Source organism: Pseudomonas sp. A-R-19, from assembly GCF_019956575.1.
GTDB lineage: Bacteria > Pseudomonadota > Gammaproteobacteria > Pseudomonadales > Pseudomonadaceae > Aquipseudomonas.
Window position 1 is genome coordinate 24,825 of record NZ_JAHBDR010000050.1, and the last position, 19,816, is coordinate 44,640.

16 protein-coding genes are annotated in these 19,816 nt (G+C 59.4%); 11 read left to right on the plus strand and 5 right to left on the minus strand.

Annotated features, from left to right (window positions below; genetic code table 11):
* The first annotated feature begins 181 nt into the window (after positions 1–181).
* Entirely contained in the window at positions 182–1,657 is a 1,476-nt protein-coding gene (locus tag KGA88_RS13230; protein ID WP_110660552.1) for an inorganic phosphate transporter, read from the plus strand.
* A 271-nt stretch (positions 1,658–1,928) separates the two neighbouring features.
* On the opposite strand, the gene ccoM is transcribed toward KGA88_RS13230, so the two are convergent.
* Entirely contained in the window at positions 1,929–2,039 is a 111-nt protein-coding gene (ccoM, locus tag KGA88_RS31560) for a cytochrome c oxidase subunit CcoM (protein ID WP_007976669.1), read from the minus strand.
* A gap of 114 nt (positions 2,040–2,153) precedes the next feature.
* Here ccoM and KGA88_RS13235 point away from each other — a divergent pair, with 114 nt between their 5' ends.
* Complete coding sequence (locus tag KGA88_RS13235) at positions 2,154–2,366, plus strand: hypothetical protein (protein WP_181432070.1); 213 nt, start codon at positions 2,154–2,156, stop codon at positions 2,364–2,366.
* Positions 2,367–2,444: 78 nt separating this feature from the next.
* Here the strand turns inward: KGA88_RS13235 and KGA88_RS13240 are convergent, their stop codons facing one another.
* Positions 2,445–2,786, minus strand: a complete 342-nt coding sequence (locus KGA88_RS13240) for a hypothetical protein (protein WP_007998360.1) — start codon at positions 2,784–2,786, stop codon at positions 2,445–2,447.
* A 218-nt stretch (positions 2,787–3,004) separates the two neighbouring features.
* On the opposite strand from KGA88_RS13240, the gene rapA reads away from it, so the two are divergent.
* On the plus strand, positions 3,005–5,851 hold the full coding sequence (gene rapA, locus KGA88_RS13245) for an RNA polymerase-associated protein RapA (protein WP_223591554.1): 2,847 nt from the start codon (positions 3,005–3,007) through the stop codon (positions 5,849–5,851).
* A gap of 184 nt (positions 5,852–6,035) precedes the next feature.
* On the opposite strand, the gene KGA88_RS13250 is transcribed toward rapA, so the two are convergent.
* Positions 6,036–7,385: a spinster family MFS transporter gene (locus KGA88_RS13250; RefSeq protein ID WP_223591556.1), complete on the minus strand. Its 1,350-nt coding sequence runs from the start codon at positions 7,383–7,385 to the stop codon at positions 6,036–6,038.
* Positions 7,386–7,759: 374 nt separating this feature from the next.
* Between KGA88_RS13250 and KGA88_RS13255 the strand changes: the two genes are divergently transcribed.
* Together KGA88_RS13255 and KGA88_RS13260 are read left to right on the plus strand one after the other, a co-directional pair.
* Positions 7,760–8,125, plus strand: a complete 366-nt coding sequence (locus KGA88_RS13255) for a YkgJ family cysteine cluster protein (RefSeq protein ID WP_110658094.1) — start codon at positions 7,760–7,762, stop codon at positions 8,123–8,125.
* A 147-nt stretch (positions 8,126–8,272) separates the two neighbouring features.
* Complete coding sequence (locus tag KGA88_RS13260; protein ID WP_277749437.1) at positions 8,273–10,489, plus strand: putative bifunctional diguanylate cyclase/phosphodiesterase; 2,217 nt, start codon at positions 8,273–8,275, stop codon at positions 10,487–10,489.
* Here KGA88_RS13260 and KGA88_RS13265 read toward each other — a convergent pair.
* On the minus strand, positions 10,446–11,342 hold the full coding sequence (locus KGA88_RS13265) for an NAD(P)-dependent oxidoreductase (protein ID WP_223591558.1): 897 nt from the start codon (positions 11,340–11,342) through the stop codon (positions 10,446–10,448). The two genes, KGA88_RS13260 and KGA88_RS13265, sit on opposite strands and share 44 nt — an antisense overlap.
* A gap of 196 nt (positions 11,343–11,538) precedes the next feature.
* Here KGA88_RS13265 and KGA88_RS13270 point away from each other — a divergent pair, with 196 nt between their 5' ends.
* Positions 11,539–13,737 carry a hypothetical protein gene (locus KGA88_RS13270; protein WP_110658088.1) on the plus strand — a complete coding sequence of 733 codons (2,199 nt, stop codon included), beginning with the start codon at positions 11,539–11,541 and terminating at the stop codon, positions 13,735–13,737.
* A 263-nt stretch (positions 13,738–14,000) separates the two neighbouring features.
* Here KGA88_RS13270 and KGA88_RS13275 read toward each other — a convergent pair whose 3' ends face one another.
* Complete coding sequence (locus KGA88_RS13275; RefSeq protein ID WP_110658086.1) at positions 14,001–14,306, minus strand: DUF2288 domain-containing protein; 306 nt, start codon at positions 14,304–14,306, stop codon at positions 14,001–14,003.
* A gap of 351 nt (positions 14,307–14,657) precedes the next feature.
* Between KGA88_RS13275 and KGA88_RS13280 the strand changes: the two genes are divergently transcribed.
* The 5 genes from KGA88_RS13280 (at position 14,658) to KGA88_RS13300 (ending at position 19,661) form a co-directional block, all read left to right on the plus strand.
* The gene (locus KGA88_RS13280) at positions 14,658–15,785 is read left to right on the plus strand and encodes a branched-chain amino acid ABC transporter substrate-binding protein (RefSeq protein WP_110658084.1); all 1,128 of its coding nucleotides are present in this window, start codon (positions 14,658–14,660) and stop codon (positions 15,783–15,785) included.
* 233 nt (positions 15,786–16,018) lie between these two features.
* Positions 16,019–16,942, plus strand: a complete 924-nt coding sequence (livH, locus tag KGA88_RS13285; protein WP_110658082.1) for a high-affinity branched-chain amino acid ABC transporter permease LivH — start codon at positions 16,019–16,021, stop codon at positions 16,940–16,942.
* Positions 16,939–18,195, plus strand: a complete 1,257-nt coding sequence (locus KGA88_RS13290; RefSeq protein ID WP_110658080.1) for a high-affinity branched-chain amino acid ABC transporter permease LivM — start codon at positions 16,939–16,941, stop codon at positions 18,193–18,195. The genes livH and KGA88_RS13290 overlap by 4 nt, the downstream gene beginning before the upstream one ends.
* Entirely contained in the window at positions 18,192–18,959 is a 768-nt protein-coding gene (gene livG / locus KGA88_RS13295) for a high-affinity branched-chain amino acid ABC transporter ATP-binding protein LivG (RefSeq protein ID WP_057716103.1), read from the plus strand. The genes KGA88_RS13290 and livG overlap by 4 nt, the downstream gene beginning before the upstream one ends.
* Positions 18,960–19,661: an ABC transporter ATP-binding protein gene (locus KGA88_RS13300; RefSeq protein WP_034146751.1), complete on the plus strand. Its 702-nt coding sequence runs from the start codon at positions 18,960–18,962 to the stop codon at positions 19,659–19,661.
* Positions 19,662–19,816 lie beyond the last annotated feature (155 nt).

The window sequence follows — 19,816 nt, forward strand, 5'->3', positions numbered from 1 at the left end:
CTTGCGGCGGCAATCTTTTCAAATAAAATCAATGACTTAAAAAACACAGCAAAACCCTTGGGTTTTGGGTGTTGCGGCGAAAAAAATCATTGAAGAATGTTACCGACGAGCAGCTAGTGCATTGATTGACACTCTTTTCTGGCATAATCGCGCCCCCTTATGACCGGGTCAGAAAACCTTCATGATCGATTTATTCAGCGGACTGGATGCTTGGGTGCTTGTGAGCCTCTTGCTCGCCCTGGCCTTTGTCCTCGCCTTCGAGTTCATCAACGGCTTTCATGACACCGCTAACGCGGTGGCCACCGTTATCTACACCAAAGCCATGCCGCCTCACCTGGCGGTGTTCTTCTCCGGTGTGTTCAACTTCCTCGGCGTGCTGCTGGGCGGGGTCGGCGTGGCCTATGCCATTGTCCACCTGCTGCCGGTAGAGCTGCTGATCAATGTGAACACCGGCCATGGCCTGGCGATGGTGTTCTCGTTGCTCGCCGCAGCCATCACCTGGAACCTGGGCACCTGGTACTTCGGTATCCCCGCCTCCAGCTCCCATACGCTGATCGGTTCGATCCTCGGCGTGGGCCTGGCGAACGCCTTGATCAACGAAATACCGTTGGCCGATGGCGTGAACTGGCAGAAGGCGATCGATATCGGCATGTCGCTGGTGTTCTCGCCAATGGCCGGTTTCCTGATCGCCGCGCTGATCCTGATCGGCCTTAAATGGTGGCGTCCGCTGTCGAAGATGCACAAGACACCGGAACAGCGCCGCAAGATCGACGACAAGAAGCACCCGCCGTTCTGGAATCGCCTGGTACTGGTGATCTCGGCCATGGCCGTGAGTTTCGTGCACGGTTCCAACGATGGCCAGAAAGGTATCGGCCTGATCATGCTGGTCCTGATCGGTATCGTGCCGGCGCAGTTCGTCCTCGACCTGAACAGCACGACCTATCAGATCGAGCGCACCCGCGATGCCACGCTGCACCTGAGCCAGTTCTACCAGCGCAACTCCGAAACCCTGGGCGAGTTCCTGGCCCTGGGCAAGAGTGTGGAAGGCGATCTGCCGGAGAAGTTCCGTTGCAACCCGCAACAGACCGAACCGACCATCACCGCCCTGCTCGGCACCCTCAAGGGTGTAGCGGACTACCACTCGTTGTCGGCGGAAAGCCGCATCGAAGTCCGTCGCTACCTGCTCTGCCTGGACGACACCGCGAAGAAGGTCAGCAAGCTGCCGACTCTCGGAGCCCGTGAAAAGGCTGACCTGGACAAGCTGCGCAAAGACCTGACCACCACCACCGAGTACGCCCCGTTCTGGGTCATTCTGGCGGTTGCACTGGCCTTGGGCCTGGGCACCATGGTCGGCTGGAAACGCGTGGTCCTGACCATTGGCGAGAAGATAGGCAAGCAAGGCATGACCTACTCCCAAGGCATGTCGGCGCAGATCACCACGGCCAGCCTGATCGGCATGGCGAACATCTTCAGCCTGCCGGTTTCCACCACCCACGTGCTGTCCTCTGGCGTGGCGGGCACCATGGTCGCCAACAAGAGCGGCCTGCAAGGTGGCACCGTCAAAACCATCCTGCTGGCGTGGGTATTGACCCTGCCTGCCACGGTGGCCCTGTCGGCCGGGTTGTTCTGGCTCGCTTCGAAGGCACTTGGCAGCTGATAAGCAGCCAAAAGAAAAAGGCGCGCTCCGCAAGGATCGCGCCTTTTTTATTACGGCCTACTTCCGACATTACACAATCAATGTGGGAGCGGGCTTGCTCGCGAAGGCGGCTTCACATTCAACGAAGATGTTGACTGATCCACCGCCTTCGCGAGCAAGCCCGCTCCCACAGTGGCTTTATGCACTCCAATAATTTTTCGCAGGCAAAAAAAGGGCAACCGAAGTTGCCCAAAATGCCTTGCGTGCTCATTACATCCAGAAAGAACTACGGTTATTTGCGCTTGTGCGAATCCTTCCAGATAAAAAGTCCGAATCCTGCAAAAAATACAAACATGAGGCTGACAGTCAGCACTCCGGCGATCACCACGTTGTCGAAAAACATGACGCGTCTCCTGTACTTGCCCTGTTGCGATAGGGCTAAGTTAACCAAACGGGCAGGAGAAAATATTGACCGGGATCAATGTCGCCCGAGACTGGGCAAGAGGAGGGGAAAAGTTTGACCCGCATCAAGGAATGCGGGGGGATTTCAGCGCTTTTTCGGTTTGTTTTTCGGCTTTTTCTTTGGCTTGCCCAGCGGCATGGCCTGCTCGAACGCCTGGCGAACTTCATTGAGCCGTTTGTCATTGAGGTCATGAACACGCTTGGCGCGCTCAGCATTGAGGTCAATCAGTTTGTCATCTTGGCTCATGGCGGTCAGTGCATCGCTTGAAATGAATTTCAGCCACCGTAGCGTTCGGCGACCCTGCGCCAATAATGCGTCCTGATGGCCGCGCTGACCAGCCTGCGCTCAAATCTCGATATCGACCCACAGCCCCTGCCGTGGTTGATCTTCCATCAGCGGCGCTACCGGCACGGTGTTGTCGGCATTGAGTTCATCGCCTGGAATCGCGAGGTGCGCCTCGGGATCATTGTCGGCTTCGCGGCGACGGCGCTCCTGCTCCTGTCTGCGGCGCTGTTCCTCGCGCAGCACCAGGCCGTCCTCTTCAGGATTGCGTTTTTGCAGGTCAATGGTGCTTTCACTGGAGCTTTCCTGCACCGGCACCACCGGTGGAATATCCGGACGCTGGCGGATCGGGTCGGTTTGCGAAGTAATCGGCACGGCACTCAGGGGGAGCATCGGTGGCAGCATGGTTTTCGGTCTCCTGTCAGCAGTCTGTCGGCTGCGGGGATGGCGACTTGAGCCATCGGTCGCAAACTGTGACCCAATTGGCACTCATTAGTGCACCGGGCGGCACTTCATGAATAGGTGGGCTAACGTAAGACTGTGAGTTTTTCTGAGAGTCCTTTGGCCCTGAAGCCCTCATTCCGTTAAGATAGCCCGCTTTTTCAAGGTGGGAGTCAGGCAGCATGGCGCAGCAGTATCAACCGGGGCAACGCTGGATCAGTGACAGCGAAGCCGAGCTGGGTTTAGGCACCGTTCTGGCACAGGACGGCCGCTTGTTGACCGTGCTCTACCCGGCCACTGGCGACACTCGCCAGTACGCGCTACGGAATGCGCCCCTTACTCGCGTGCGGTTTTCGCCGGGTGACTCCATCACTCATTTCGAAGGCTGGAAACTGACCGTCCGCGAAGTCGACGACATTGATGGCCTGCTGGTTTACCACGGCCTCAACGCGCAGAACGAAGTGGTCACCCTGCCGGAAACCCAACTGTCGAACTTCATCCAGTTCCGCCTGGCCAGCGACCGTCTGTTCGCCGGCCAAATCGATCCACTGCCCTGGTTCTCCCTGCGTTATCACACACTGGAACACACCAGCCGCCAGTTGCAGTCCTCGTTGTGGGGCCTGGGTGGCGTGCGTGCGCAACCGATCGCGCACCAGTTGCACATTGCCCGTGAAGTCGCCGACCGTATCGCACCGCGAGTTCTGCTGGCGGACGAAGTGGGCCTGGGCAAGACCATCGAAGCCGGCCTGGTGATCCATCGCCAATTGCTCTCGGGCCGCGCCAGCCGCGTGCTGATCCTGGTTCCGGAGAACCTGCAACACCAGTGGCTGGTCGAGATGCGCCGCCGCTTCAACCTGCAGGTCGCGCTGTTCGACGAAGAGCGCTTCATCGAAAGCGATGCCAGCAACCCCTTCGAAGACACCCAGCTCGCGCTGGTCGCGCTCGAGTGGCTGGTGGACGACGAGAAAGCCCAGGACGCGCTGTTCGCGGCGGGCTGGGACTTGCTGGTGGTCGACGAGGCTCACCACCTGGTGTGGCACGAAGATCAGGTCAGCCCTGAATACTCGCTGGTCGAGCAACTCGCCGAAACCATTCCCGGCGTGCTGCTGTTGACCGCCACCCCGGAACAACTGGGCCAGGACAGTCACTTCGCCCGTCTGCGCCTGCTCGACCCGAACCGCTTCCATGACCTGCAAGCCTTCCGCGCCGAGAGCGAAAACTATCGCCCGGTGGCCGAAGCCGTTCAGGAGTTGCTGGACCAGGGTCGCCTGTCGCCGCAAGCCCACAAGACCATCCACGGTTTCCTCGGCAACGAAGGCGAAGCCCTGCTGGCCGCCGTCAACGATGGCGACACCGAAGCCAGCGCGCGCCTGGTGCGCGAACTGCTCGACCGCCACGGGACCGGCCGCGTGCTGTTCCGCAACACCCGCGCCGCCGTGCAGGGTTTCCCGGAGCGCAAGCTGCACCCGTATCCGCTGCCGTGCCCGGACGAATACCTCGAACTGCCGCTGGGCGATCATGCCGAGCTGTACCCGGAAGTCAGCTTCCAGGCCCAACCGGACGCCAGCGAAGAAGAACGCTGGTGGAAATTCGACCCGCGCGTCGAATGGCTGATCGACCAGCTGAAGATGCTCAAGCGCACCAAGGTGCTGGTGATCTGCGCCCACGCCGAAACCGCCATGGACCTGGAAGACGCCCTGCGCGTGCGTTCCGGCATCCCGGCCACGGTGTTCCATGAGGGCATGAACATCCTCGAGCGCGACCGTGCCGCCGCCTATTTCGCCGACGAAGAGTTTGGCGCGCAGGTACTGATCTGTTCGGAAATCGGCAGTGAAGGTCGCAACTTCCAGTTCTCCCATCACCTGGTGCTGTTCGACCTGCCGTCCCACCCGGACCTGCTGGAACAACGTATCGGTCGACTGGACCGGATCGGTCAGAAGCACATCATCGAAGTGCACGTGCCGTATCTGGAAACCAGCCCGCAAGAGCGCCTGTTCCAGTGGTACCACGAAGCACTGAACGCCTTCCTCAACACCTGCCCGACCGGCAACGCCTTGCAGCACCAGTTCGGCCCGCGCCTGCTGCCGCTGCTCGAAGAAGCCGACGACGGCGAGTGGCAAGCGTTGATCGACGAAGCCCGCACCGAGCGTGAACGCCTGGAAGCCGAGCTGCACACCGGTCGCGACCGTCTGCTGGAGCTGAACTCCGGCGGCGCGGGCGAAGGCGATGCGCTGGTGGAAGATATCCTTGAGCAAGACGATCAGTTCGCGCTGCCGATCTACATGGAAACCCTGTTCGATGCCTTCGGCATCGACAGCGAAGACCATTCGGAAAATGCGCTGATCCTCAAGCCGAGCGAAAAAATGCTCGACGCCAGCTTCCCCCTGGGCGACGACGAAGGCGTGACCATCACCTACGACCGTAACCAGGCGCTGTCTCGCGAAGACATGCAGTTCATCACCTGGGAGCACCCGATGGTGCAGGGCGGCATGGACCTGGTGTTGTCCGGTTCCATGGGCAACACCGCCGTGGCGCTGATCAAGAACAAGGCGCTGAAGCCGGGCACCGTGTTGCTGGAACTGCTGTATGTCAGCGAAGTGGTTGCCCCACGCTCACTGCAACTGGGCCGCTACCTGCCACCGGCCGCCTTGCGCTGCCTGCTCGACACCAACGGCAACGACCTGTCGACCCGCGTGTCGTTCGAAACCTTGAACGACCAACTCGAAAGCGTGCCGCGTGCCAGCGCCAACAAGTTTATCCAGGCCCAGCGTGACCAGTTGACGCCGCGGATCAACGCCGGTGAAGCGAAGATCCTGCCGCGCCACACTGAACGTGTCGCCGAGGCGCAGCGTCGCCTGGCCGCCGATACCGATGAAGAACTGGCGCGCCTGACCGCGTTGCAAGCGGTCAACCCGACCGTGCGCGACAGCGAACTGGTAGCCCTGCGCAAACAACGCGAACAAGGCCTGGCCATGCTCGACAAGGCTGCGCTGCGACTGGAAGCGATTCGGGTGTTGGTGGCGGGTTAAGTCCCCTGCTCTACCCTGCTAAAAAGAAGGCCCGCAGTGATGCGGGCCTTTTTGTTTAATTCAATTTCAGTTGTGCTGCTGATGGCCTCTTCGCGAGCAAGCCCGCTCCCACAGGTTTAGTGTTGACCACATAACCTGTGAACAACACTAACCACTGTGGGAGCGGGCTTGCTCGCGAAGGCGGTTAAGCAGTCACCGCAGAACCTTCAGGCTCAACCACCGCCACCAACCCTTCCTTCATCCGCTTGGCATCGCGCACGAAACACCGCGAAGCCAGGAACAGAAACACCACGGTGAACAACAGCGCCACCGGAATCAGGTACATCGCATCGTGCAGGCCGACCGCTTTAAACGCCTCAGTCATCTGCTCGGCACCCGCCGCGAGCATCGCCGTGTGGGCGAAGTGATCGGACAAAGCCCCGACCACCACCGGCCCCAGGCCACCGCCCAACAGGTACAGCCCGGCAAAGAACAGCGCCATCGCCGTCGCCCGCAAGCGCGGCTCGACCACGTCCTGAATCGCCGTGTACACGCAGGTGTAGAAGTTGTAGGCGAACAACCAACCCAGGCTAAACACCGCAACAAACACACCGATCTCGATGCGCCCGGAATGCAGTGCCCATGCGGTGCAGACCGTCGAGATCACCAGACTGAAGGCAGCAAACAACAGCCGCCCGTTGGCGATCCGCTGGTGAATCTTGTCCGCGATCCAGCCACCGAGGGTCAGGCCGACCAGCCCGGTCACGCCGACAATAATCCCGGTGGCGACCGCGGCATCCTGCAACGGCATGAGGAAGTAGCGTTGCAACATCGGCACCAGGAAGGAGTTGCAGGCATAGGTGGCGAAGTTGAAACACAGGCCCGCCATCACCAACCACAGGAAGGTCGGTACAGCCAACACCCGGCGGATCGGCCGGTCGATGTGTTCCTGCGACACCTGGACGCTCTCGGCGGCGCCGCGTTTCGGCTCCTTGATGAAAAACATGAAGATCGCGAGGATCAGCCCGGGTACCGCCGCGATAAAGAACGGCGCGCGCCAGCTATCGAAGGCCTTGACCATCGCGCCGATGGTGAAGAACGCCAGCAACAGCCCCAAGGGCAAGCCGAGCATGAAGATGCCCATGGCCCGCGCCCGACGGTGCGCCGGAAACAGGTCGCCGATCAGCGAGTTGGCGGCCGGCGCGTAGCTGGCCTCGCCGATGCCGATACCCATGCGCACGATCAGGAAGCTCCAGAAACTGCCCACCATGCCGTTGACGGCGGTCAGCCCGCTCCAGACCGCCAGCCCCCACCCCATCAGTTTGCTGCGCGAACCGGTATCGGCCATGCGCCCCAAAGGCAAGCCGGCAATGGCGTAGACGATAGTGAACGCGGTACCGATGATCCCCAACTGGAAGTCACTGAGGTGCCATTCCATGCGAATGGGCTCGATGATGATGGCCGGGATGGTGCGGTCGAAAAAATTGAACAGGTTGGCCAGGAACAACAGGAACAGGATGCGCCAGGCATTGGCCGCTTGGGTCGAGTTCTGCATGGGTCCGTCTCTTTTATTGTTATTGGGGCGTCACTGCCCCCGGACTTTGCAATCTAGACAGGCCAGGCACGACTGTCTTTCATTATTCGCCAGGCTGATACCTGCCCATGGTGCACACCCTGTGGGAGCGGCGGTGCGACGATTCGACTTGCTCGCGAATGCGGTGTGTCATTCACCCATTACATTGACTGACCCGACGCTTTCGCGAGCAAGCCCGCTCCCACAGGGGCAAAGCGTTCTAATGACGGATATTTCGCAGTCCGTCAGGTCGATGAAAAATACCTTTCGCCCCCCCTTCCCAAGCCGTTGGCGAAGCCTAGAATAGCGCCCTTGCTCCCCCCCTGCGTTTCCACTCCTCCTTACGATAATCGCCCATGTCCGAAGCCAGTCCGTGTCTGAATTGCGGTGCCTGCTGTTCTCATTTTCGCGTGTCATTTTTCTGGGGTGAATGCGCCTCGTCCGGAGGGACGGTACCCGATGAGCTTGTCGAGCCGATCAGCCCCAGCCGGGTCGCGATGATCGGCACCGGCTGCAAACCCGTGCGCTGCACCAGCCTGGTGGGAGATGTCGGCAGTACGGTGCAGTGCTCGATTTATGAAAAACGCTCCAGCACCTGCCGGGAGTTCGAGGCTTCCTGGGAAGATGGCCTGGCCAATCCCGATTGCGATGCGGCCCGTGCCGCTTTCGGCTTGCCGGCACTGCAACCTGCGTTCGAGACGCCTCAGAAGCAAATCGCCTGAGTAATAGCACTAATCGCTATTAGGCTAATGTCAAAATCATTGGCGCCAATGTGCCACTACCGCTTGCGCTCCATCCATGCCCTCTATACTCCAAGACATTCGTTGGCGCTCCTTGCGTCGGCCTGAGGGATAACGATGGGGCATGCTATGGAGTGGCTTGGTCTGCATTTCATTACCGAGCTACCAGAGAGTGGACAGGTCATACTCGATTGCACACATGACCCGTTTCTGGTGCTGCTGGCTTATCTGGTCGCCTGCGTCGGCTGTTTCGCGACACTGGACATGGCCGAACGGGTTGCTCATGCGGAAAAATCCGCGTCCCAGACGCTCTGGCGCTGGGTGGGTAGCGCGTGCCTGGCGGGTGGAATCTGGGCCATGCACTTTGTCGGGATGCTGGCCTTCCAGGCACCCATCGATCTTCACTACCAATTGCCTGTCACGGTGTTCTCGCTGACCATCGCACTGCTCGCCGCGTGGCTGGCAATGCATACCCTCAGTCTCCCGGACTTGAGTCTGCAACAGTGCTTCAAGGCATCGATCGGGGTCGGCCTGGGTATCGCAACCATGCATTACGTGGGCATGACAGCCATGCACTCCAATGCCTCGGTCTATTACCATCCGGGCCTGTTTGCCCTTTCCATCGCGATTGCGATCGGTGCCGCGCTGGCAGCCTTGTTGCTGGCACGGTATCTGCGCGACGGCGCCGGGATGCTGCATCAGCTCTTCAAATACTGCGCCAGCCTGTTGCTCGGCGCGGGCATCCTCAGCATGCACCTCACTGCCATGGCCGCCTTCAACCTGGTGCTGCCCAGCGGCAGTCTGCCAACGCAGACCGGCGAGCACAGTCACCTGCAACTGGCGCTGACCGTGACGGTCATGACCCTGCTGATTATCGGCAGCAGCATCAGCGCGGCGCTGGCGGACAAGAAACTGCAACACAAGGACCATGACCTGCAACGGGTCAACTCCCTGCTCAGCCAACTGGACCAGGCGCGCATGTCGCTGCAACAGGTGGCGCACTATGACCCGCTGACCAACCTGATCAACCGCCGCGGATTCAACCAGATCTTCGCCGAAAAGCTCATCGAGAAAACCAACGAAGGCGGGATGCTGGCGGTGCTGTTCCTGGACATCGACCATTTCAAGCGGATCAACGACAGCCTTGGCCACGATGCCGGCGATGAACTGCTCAAAGTGCTTGCCGGGCACATCAAGAGCTCGATTCGCAGTCATGAGGATGTGGTCGCACGCTTCGGCGGTGACGAGTTCTGCCTGCTCATCGATCTGAATGATCGTGACGAAGCGCGACAGATGGCCCAACGCATCATGCTGAAAATGAAAGAGCCCATCGAGCTGGCTGGCCGGCGCATGGTCATGACCACCAGCATCGGCATCAGCCTGTTTCCGGAAGACGGCAAGACGTGTGAGGAGCTGTTGAAGAACGCCGACCTGGCGCTGTATCAGTCCAAGGGCAGCGGCCGCAACGGCCTGAACTTTTTCAGTGCCAACCTGAAAACCCGCGCCACACTTGAGCTGCAACTGGAAGAAGAGTTGCGCCATGCCCTGCGTGAAGACACCGGCCTGATGCTCTACTACCAGCCGATCTATGACCTCAAGACCGGCCAGGTCAGCAAACTCGAAGCATTGATCCGCTGGCAGCACCCGGTCCACGGTTTCCTCGTACCGGATCGTTTCATCGCCATCGCCGAGGCCAACGGCCTGATCGCCGAACTGGACAATTGGGTGCTGCGCAAGGCCTGCGAGGATCTGGGCGAGTTGTCGCGCCAGGGCTGTGAAGAACTCAAGATCGCCGTGAATTGCTCACCCCTGAACCTCGCGCGCGAAGAACTGGCCGATGAAATCGAGTACGCATTGCGGGCCGCCGGTGTGGCGCCCCATCGGCTGGAACTGGAAGTCACGGAAAACGCCCTGATGGGCAATATCGCCAACACACTGGTGTTGCTGCGACAGATTCGCGCCCTCGGCGTGTCGCTGTCGATCGATGACTTCGGCACCGGCTATTCATCCCTGGCCTACCTCAAGCGCCTGCCGCTCAACACGCTGAAAATCGACCGCTCGTTCATCCAGGACATCCCCAAGGCCACCCAGGACATGGAGATTGTCCAGGCGATTATCGTCATGGCCCATACCCTGCAACTGCAAGTGGTCACCGAAGGGGTCGAAACCTTCGAGCAATACCAGTTCCTGGAAGACCATGGCTGTGATTTCGTTCAGGGCTATTTGCTCAGTCGGCCGGTGCCGCTGGCCGAGTTGCTTCCGGTACTGAACGAAATCAACCAGCGCAAGCATGCCTATACCGTCACGACGCTGAGTCTGGCTCACGGTACATCTGCACTAATGTAGAGGGGTCCTTTTCAAGGAAACCCTGACTCCCATGCAAGCGCATCAACTGCGCGGCCAGACCGCTGATCGGTGTCGCCGAGCCTTGCTCACGGGAAAACTTCACCGCTGCATCCAGATCCTTGAGCAACGTGCGCACGTGCCACTTGATCGGCTCGAAACGGTTTTCAGCCATCTGCGGGGCCAGGAACTGCAAGGGTTTGGAATCGGCAAAGCCGCCCGCCAGAGCTTCGGCGATCAGGCTGGCATCAACCCCGGAACGTTCCGCCAAAGCGACCACTTCGGCAATCACCAAGGCATTGCAGGCGACGATCATCTGGTTGCACGCCTTGGTCACCTGCCCTGCCCCGACGCCGCCCATGTGCGTCACACGTTGCCCCAGGTTCAACAGCACAGGCCGGACGCGCTGCAGATCCTGCACATCACCACCCACCATGATCGCCAGGCTCCCGGCTTGCGCCCCAATCACACCGCCGGACACCGGCGTGTCGAGCCAGCCCATGCCGGTTTTACCGGCGAGTTCGGCGGCCATTTCTCGCGTGGCGTTGGGCTCCAGACTGGAAAAATCCACCAGCAGCTGGCCTTTTTTTGCCCCCTCGACAATGCCCGCCGGGCCGAACACTACCTCGCGCACGACAGCCGTATCCGCCAGGCACAACATCACCACGTCAGCGTGCTGGCACAGTTCGGCCGGGCTGGCGACCTGGCGTGCGCCAGCTTCCACCAGCGGCTTGCACTTGTCCGGGTTGCGATTCCATACCACCAGCGGATAACCCGCGGCCAGCAGGCGCTGGCACATCGGCAACCCCATCAGGCCGATCCCGGCAAACCCCAACGAAGGTAGCGTTGACATCATTTAGCCTCCTTTTGATTAAAGATCGCCAAATATTGGCCGATCCATCATGACTTAGGAAAGGATTCACTCCGAGCAATGCTCAGGCAAAAGACCAAGGCATGGTCCAAGTACGCGCTGAAAAAAGACGCGATTGTATTCCGTGACGGTTCGACGACAGTGAGTCGGCCAACCAATCAGCCCAGGTAGATGGCGAACAATGACTTCTAAAAACAACCCGGCCACTGCAGTAACCGATCTGACGTTGAGCCCCGCGGCCAACAGCCCGTCATCACCGAAGCCGTTGATTCAATCGCGCCCGTTGGCGACCCAGCAATACCTGTACTTCACCGAAACCAACACCGACCGCATCCTCGATAACCTCGACGGCCTGCGCGACATGGTGTTCCCGCGCGCACCGCACCTGGAAGGCGACAGCGAACAGCACAACGATCAGGAATTCCCGTCGGTGTGCCTGATCGGCCTGGGCCGTTGCGGCTCGAACATTGCGCTGGACGTGGCGGAGTTGGTGTACAACGCCCGCAAGTTCTACCTCAACGAATTCAACAACGAAGATCGCCTGTCGCCGGACAAGCGCTTTGCCGAAAAGGGCTACAGCCCGGCCCAGTGGATCCGCAACAACCTGCGCCTGGGCCAGAACAAGAACACCAAGCCGGTGTTTCTGGTCGAACCGCTGGTGATGCTCGGTGACCTGGACAAGGACATCGCCGGACGCATCCGCTTCTCGCGCAAGGGCGAAAAAAGCGGATTCCTGCGCGACTACAGCAAGATGAAAATCATGGACTTGTCGGAAGTCCACGCCGGTGGCGCCGGTAACGCGCCGATCCTCGGCCAGTACCTGGCAAAGATCATCCTGAACAAGGACACCCAGCGTTTTTCCAGCCCTGACTGGAAAATGATTCACTCTTACCTGATCGACAGCTGCGGTATCAAGGCCAACCAGTCGCGCCTGTATTTCTCGATCTTCAGTGCCGGCGGCGGTACCGGCTCGGGCATGGCCTCGGAATTCGGCCTGGCCCAGCAGCATTCGTACATGAACAAGACGTTCGACACCAAGCCGATGGACGAGCACGACAGCAAGAGCGGCCACTCCTTCGTCTTCGAACCGATCTTCACCAGTGGCATCTGCGTGCTGCCGAACATTTCCGACCACCGCAGTGAAATGTCCGAAGCGCTGCACATCAACGCCGGCCGTCTGCTGTGCAAATACCTGTCGGAAGAGTGGGACTTCTCCTACAACTTCGCCAACGAAGACAGCAGCGAAGCCAGCGTCATGGGCCGTATCCGCCCATGGAACGCGATGATGCTGATCTCCAACGACATCATGCGTTACGCCGAAGAGAACGATGACGGCAATATCCAGAACATTGATGTCAATGCCATGGAAAAGCATGCCAACCAATACATCTCGCAGCAGATCTTCAACATTCTGACGGCCCAGGCGGTGACCACCGACTACGACCAGAACTATTTCCGTCGTGCCGGAATCGACATCGGCGAAACCATCCGCCTGGATGCCAACGACCTGTTCATGAGCCTGGCTGGCCCGGTAGCAATTGCCTATGCCGAGTCCGTGGTGCCGGAAACCCCGCCGCCGAGCAGCGACAAGTTCAAGGTGTTCGAGAAAGAGCCGCAGCGCCTGAATATCGACGACCTGTTCTTCCGCTCGATCGACCTGCCGCACTTCAACAAGGTCACCCAGGCCATCGAAGGCATCAGCCTGTTGCCGATCGAGTCCAAGCGCTATCGCGCGTCGCTGGAGCAGTACAAGAACTCCGGTTACGACGCGGCGGCCCTGCATGACCTGCACTTCTTCAAGAATTGCTCGTCGGTGGTGTCGATCGTTTCCTTGCCCAAGGACTACAAGCTGTCCTACATGGACCTGAACCGGTTGAAGACTCACCTCAACAGCCTGTTCCCCAACACCACACTCAAGCGCTACGCGCTGGTGATCGGCGCCTCGGCCAACCTGTCGCTGACCACTCTGATCGCCAAGAGCCCATGCCTGTCGGACGACTTCCTGACGCTGATCGTGGCCTTCATCAAGCGCTGCTTCGCGAAAAACCCATACCGCTTCGACGAGACCCTGGACAACTCGATCCTGGACTTCATCATCAACGAACAGTTCGATGAAGACCGGATCGACGAGTTGCTCAACGAATTCGAGAACCCGGCGAAGATCCTCGATACCAACTGGTACGCGATCAAGCCGATGTACGAGAAGAAGTACCGTGAGCTGATCAACGACAAGGAAAAATTTGTCTCGATCAATGACATCCGCCTGTCCCGGGATTGCGTGAAGAAATCGATCAAGTACCTGCGCGAGATCTACCGTCACCGCATTGGCAAGACCAAGGTTATTTCGCTTAATAACCATACGGGCAAGACCGCTCACTAAGCGTCGCCTCATTCGCGAGCAAGCCCGCTCCCACATTCGACTCGGTTGAATGTGGGAGCGGGCTTGCTCGCGAAGGCGGCTTTGAAAACCACACATATCAACATCCAGAAACAATTGAGCGGACGTTCAATTGCCCTCTCAACTGTTCCCGTTACGTTTACGTCACCGTGAGGCTGTGGCCTTTCTCTACGGCAACATGCCATCACGCTACTCGGCTACACACTTTCCCCCCGGAAAGAAGCGCACCAATCAGGTGCGACCTTTTATACCTGCGCCCTTTCCTGGACCAGAATCCACGGCGAAACAACCACGGCCCACAATTGCGGATCACGTTCAAAAAGATCCAACGCCCGCGTTTCAGACAGCTTGGCGACTTTGTCGGCGGCCAGCCAGGCAGCCACTTTCTCGCCCTCATCGGTCGCCACGGCCTCAGCGGCGGCGATCAAATCCAGGCCGGGATCGACCCACAATAGGGCACCCTTGGCGAAGAACGGCTCCAGCTCTTTCCAGGTAATAGATGCAGTTTCACCAAGCAGCTTGGCATAGAGGGTGCTAGGTTCTTGATTCATGGGACTGTCCGGAAAAAGAAATCGACGTGAATCATAACGTCGGTGGTCTGGCAGAAAAACCCGGATGCAATTGAGTGACCGAAATGAAAAGCGCAGGAAAGCCAAGGAATGCACGGAATCCGGCTATAAGCCCCTCAATGCCCCGCCGCAATTCTGTCTTTTACTTTCAATAAAGCGACACTTGCAGGTTTTGTCCCCCGGAGCCGCCTTCCCAGGCTGACAATCGGCGCTCTACACTGTACCGGTACAGTTGCCGAGGGACTTTTCCGGGGAATGTCGCAGATATCTGACCCGGTTCTGCTGCTTTCGGCGCCAGGACTATAAAAACTACAACAGTAAGAGTGGAGCACTATGACTAAGGCTACTAAGCAGATTTCCAAACTGTTTGCCGCTATGGTTCTGGCAGGGGTTGCCAGCCATTCGTTCGCAGCTGACACCATCAAGATCGGCATCGCCGGCCCTAAAACCGGCCCTGTAGCCCAATACGGCGACATGCAGTTCAGTGGCGCCAAAATGGCCATCGAACAGATCAACGCCAAAGGCGGCGTAGACGGCAAGAAACTCGAAGCCGTTGAATACGATGACGCCTGTGATCCAAAACAAGCTGTCGCGGTCGCGAACAAAGTCGTCAACGACGGCGTCAAGTTCGTGGTCGGCCACCTGTGCTCCAGCTCCACTCAACCGGCTTCGGACATCTACGAAGACGAAGGCGTGATCATGATCACCCCGGCTGCCACCAGCCCGGACATCACCGCCCGTGGTTACAAAATGGTGTTCCGCACCATCGGCCTGGACAGCGCTCAAGGCCCTGCCGCCGGTAACTACATCGCCGACTTCGTCAAGCCGAAGATCGTTGCTGTCCTGCACGACAAGCAGCAATACGGTGAAGGCATCGCCACCGCCGTCAAAACCACTCTCGAGAAAAAAGGCGTTAAAGTCGCCGTGTTCGAAGGCGTCAACGCCGGCGACAAAGACTTCTCCTCGATGATCGCCAAGCTCAAGCAAGCCAACGTCGACTTCGTCTACTACGGCGGCTACCACCCGGAGCTGGGCCTGATCCTGCGTCAATCCCAGGAAAAAGGCCTGAAAGCCAAGTTCATGGGTCCGGAAGGCGTGGGTAACGACTCCATTTCGCAGATCGCCAAGGACGCTTCCGAAGGCCTGCTGGTGACCCTGCCGAAATCCTTCGACCAGGATCCTGCCAACGTTGCCCTGGCTGACGCGTTCAAGGCCAAGAAAGAAGACCCGAGCGGTCCGTTCGTGTTCCCGGCCTACTCGGCTGTGACCGTAATCGCCGACGGTATCAAGGCTGCCAAGTCCGAAGACGCTGCAAAAGTGGCGGAAGCCATTCACGCCGGCACCTTCAAGACCCCGACTGGCGACCTGAGCTTCGACGCCAAGGGCGACCTGAAGGACTTCAAGTTTGTGGTTTACGAGTGGCACTTCGGCAAACCAAAAACTGAAGCTTCGCCTCAGTAAGGCGCTGCCTGACTGACTGCCAACAAAGCCCACGGCGTGCCGTGGGCTTTGTTTTACGAACGTATTTGGGCCGCGCTGGCGTGATCCGCCAGTCTCCCCACCTGAAAATCTCAAAACCGTCATCAGCGGTTCGCTGGCAAACCCCGGATTCGAAGTGGATGCAGATCCACGGGGCCCGGGCGGGAAAATGACTCCACCAGTGAAATGCGTATCAGGTTTTTAGGAGCGCTGTAATGCCTGACATCTATCACTTTTTCCAACAGCTGGTTAATGGCCTGACCATTGGCAGCACGTATGCCCTGATCGCCATCGGCTATACGATGGTTTACGGCATCATTGGAATGATCAACTTCGCCCATGGCGAGGTGTACATGATCGGCTCCTACGTGGCGTTCATCGCCATCGCCGGGCTGGCCATGCTGGGACTCGACAGCGTTCCGCTGTTGATGACCGCCGCTTTCCTGGCAACCATCGTCGTCACCAGTGCCTATGGCTACAGCATCGAACGGATCGCCTACCGCCCCTTGCGCGGCAGCAACCGTCTGATCCCGCTGATTTCCGCCATCGGCATGTCGATCTTCCTGCAGAACACGGTTCTGCTGGCGCAAGACTCCAAGGACAAATCCATCCCCAACCTGATTCCGGGCAACATTGCCTTTGGGCCAGGTGGCGCACATGAAGTGCTGATTTCCTACATGCAAATCGTGGTGTTCGTGGTGACCTTGATCGCCATGCTCGGCCTGACGCTGTTCATCTCCCGCTCTCGCCTGGGTCGCGCCTGCCGCGCCTGCGCCGAAGACATCAAGATGGCCAACCTGTTGGGCATCAACACCAACAACATCATCGCCCTGACCTTCGTCATCGGTGCGGCACTGGCAGCCATTGCCGCCGTCCTGCTGAGCATGCAGTACGGCGTGATCAACCCGAACGCCGGTTTCCTCGTCGGCCTCAAGGCCTTCACCGCAGCGGTGCTGGGCGGTATCGGCAGTATTCCGGGCGCCATGCTCGGCGGGCTGGTACTTGGCGTGGCGGAAGCCTTTGGTGCCGATATCTTCGGCGACCAGTACAAGGACGTCGTGGCGTTCGGTCTACTGGTTCTGGTGCTGTTGTTCCGGCCAACCGGCCTGTTGGGTCGTCCGGAGGTTGAGAAGGTATGACTAGGAATCTTAAACAGGCGTTTTTCAGCGCCTTGCTGGTGTGGGCCGTGGCCTACCCGGTACTCGGTCTGAAGCTGACCATCGTCGGCATCAACCTCGAAGTTCATGGCACCAGCGACGCCACCCTGATCACCATCGCGGTGTGCTCGGTACTGATGTTCCTGCGTGTGCTGTTCGACCAGCAGATCAGCTCGGCCTGGCGTTCGTCGCCAAGCATGCCGATGATTCCGGCCAAGGCCAGCAACTTCCTGACCCTGCCAACCACGCAGCGCTGGATCATCATCGCGCTGATCGCCGGTGCGCTGGTCTGGCCGTTCTTCGGCTCTCGCGGTGCGGTGGATATCGCAACCCTGGTGCTGATCTACGTGATGCTCGGCCTCGGCCTGAACATCGTGGTCGGCCTGGCCGGTCTGCTCGACCTCGGTTACGTCGGCTTCTACGCCGTCGGCGCCTACAGCTACGCGCTGTTGTCGCACTACTACGGCCTGAGCTTCTGGATCTGCCTGCCGATTGCCGGCCTGATGGCGGCCACCTTCGGCTTCCTGCTCGGTTTCCCGGTACTGCGCTTGCGTGGCGACTACCTGGCGATCGTGACCCTGGGCTTCGGTGAAATCATTCGTCTGTTCCTGCGTAACCTGACCGGCCTCACTGGCGGTCCGAACGGCATCAGCAACATCGAGAAACCGACGTTCTTCGGCCTGACCTTCGAACGTAAAGCCGCGGAAGGCATGCAAACCTTCCATGAGTATTTCGGCCTCGAATACAACTCGATCAACAAGGTGATCTTCCTCTACCTGGTTGCGCTGTTGCTTGCCCTGGGTGCGCTGTTCGTCATCAACCGCTTGCTGCGCATGCCCCTGGGGCGTGCCTGGGAAGCGTTGCGCGAAGACGAAATCGCCTGCCGCGCCCTGGGCCTGAACCCGACCATCATCAAACTGTCGGCCTTCACCCTCGGTGCCAGCTTCGCCGGTTTCGCCGGCAGCTTCTTCGCGGCCCGTCAGGGTCTGGTAACGCCGGAGTCCTTCACCTTCATCGAGTCGGCGATCATTCTCGCCATCGTGGTGCTCGGCGGCATGGGCTCGCAGCTGGGTGTAATCCTGGCGGCGATCGTGATGATCCTGCTGCCGGAAATGATGCGTGAGTTCAGTGAGTACCGCATGTTGATGTTCGGCGCCTTGATGGTGCTGATGATGATCTGGCGCCCTCAGGGTCTGCTGCCCATGCAACGTCCTCACATGGAGCTGCGCAAATGAGCCGCGAGATCCTTAAAGTAGAAAACCTGAGCATGCGCTTCGGCGGTTTGCTGGCGGTCAACGGCGTTGCCTTGAGCGTGAAAGAGAAACAAGTGGTTGCACTGATCGGCCCCAACGGTGCCGGCAAGACCACCGTGTTCAACTGCCTGACCGGTTTCTACAAGCCGAGCGGCGGTAGCATCCTGCTCGACGGCGAGGCGATCGAAGGCCTGCCGGGCCACAAGATCGCTCTCAAGGGCGTGGTGCGCACCTTCCAGAACGTGCGGTTGTTCAAGGACATGACCGCGGTCGAGAACCTCTTGATCGCCCAGCACCGTCACCTGAACACCAACTTCCTGTCCGGCCTGTTCAAGACCCCGTCGTTCCGCAAAAGCGAGCGCGAGGCCATGGACTTCGCCGAGTTCTGGCTGGAAAAGGTCAACCTGAAAGAGTTCGCCAACCGCCCCGCCGGCACCCTGGCCTACGGTCAGCAACGTCGCCTGGAAATCGCCCGCTGCATGATGACCCGCCCGCGGATCCTCATGCTCGACGAACCAGCCGCCGGCCTGAACCCGAAGGAAACCGAGGACCTCAAGGCGCTGATCAGCATGCTGCGTGAAGAGCACAACGTCACCGTTCTGCTGATCGAACACGACATGAAGCTGGTCATGAGCATTTCCGACCACATCGTCGTGATCAACCAGGGCACGCCCTTGGCCAACGGTACGCCGGAACAGATCCGCGACAATCCTGAAGTGATCAAAGCCTACCTGGGGGAAGCGTAAATGCTGCAGTTCGAAAACGTTTCCACCTTCTACGGCAAGATCCAGGCCCTGCACAGCGTCAACGTCGAAGTCCGCCAGGGCGAGATCGTGACCCTGATCGGTGCCAACGGTGCCGGCAAGTCCACGCTGCTGATGACGCTTTGCGGTTCGCCGCGCGCCCACAGCGGCAGCATCCGTTACATGGGTGAGGAACTGGTCGGCCAGGACTCCTCGCAGATCATGCGCAAGAGCATCGCCGTCGTGCCGGAAGGTCGTCGGGTGTTTTCCCGCCTGACCGTGGAAGAAAATCTCTCCATGGGCGGTTTCTTCACCGCCAAGGGCGACTATCAGGAACAGATGGACAAGGTTCTCGGACTTTTCCCACGCCTGAAAGAACGCTTCAGCCAGCGCGGCGGCACCATGTCCGGTGGCGAACAGCAAATGCTCGCCATCGGCCGTGCGCTGATGAGCAAGCCCAAGTTGCTGCTGCTCGACGAGCCGTCGCTGGGCCTGGCACCCATCATCATCCAGCAGATCTTCGACATCATCGAACAACTGCGCAAGGACGGCGTGACGGTGTTCCTGGTCGAACAGAACGCCAACCAGGCGCTGAAGATCGCTGACCGCGCCTACGTTCTGGAGAACGGCCGGGTGGTGATGCAAGGCACCGGTGAAGCATTGCTGACCGACCCGAAAGTGCGCGAAGCGTACCTGGGTGGCTAAGCCTTTGCGGTAAACAAAAAACGGCCTTAGCGGGCCGTTTTTTTATGCCATCAACCCCTGTAGGAGCCGGCTTGCTGGCGATAGCGGCGTATCAGTCAACATCTCTTTTGAAGGTTACACCGCCATCGCCAGCAAGCCGGCTCCTACAGGGGGTC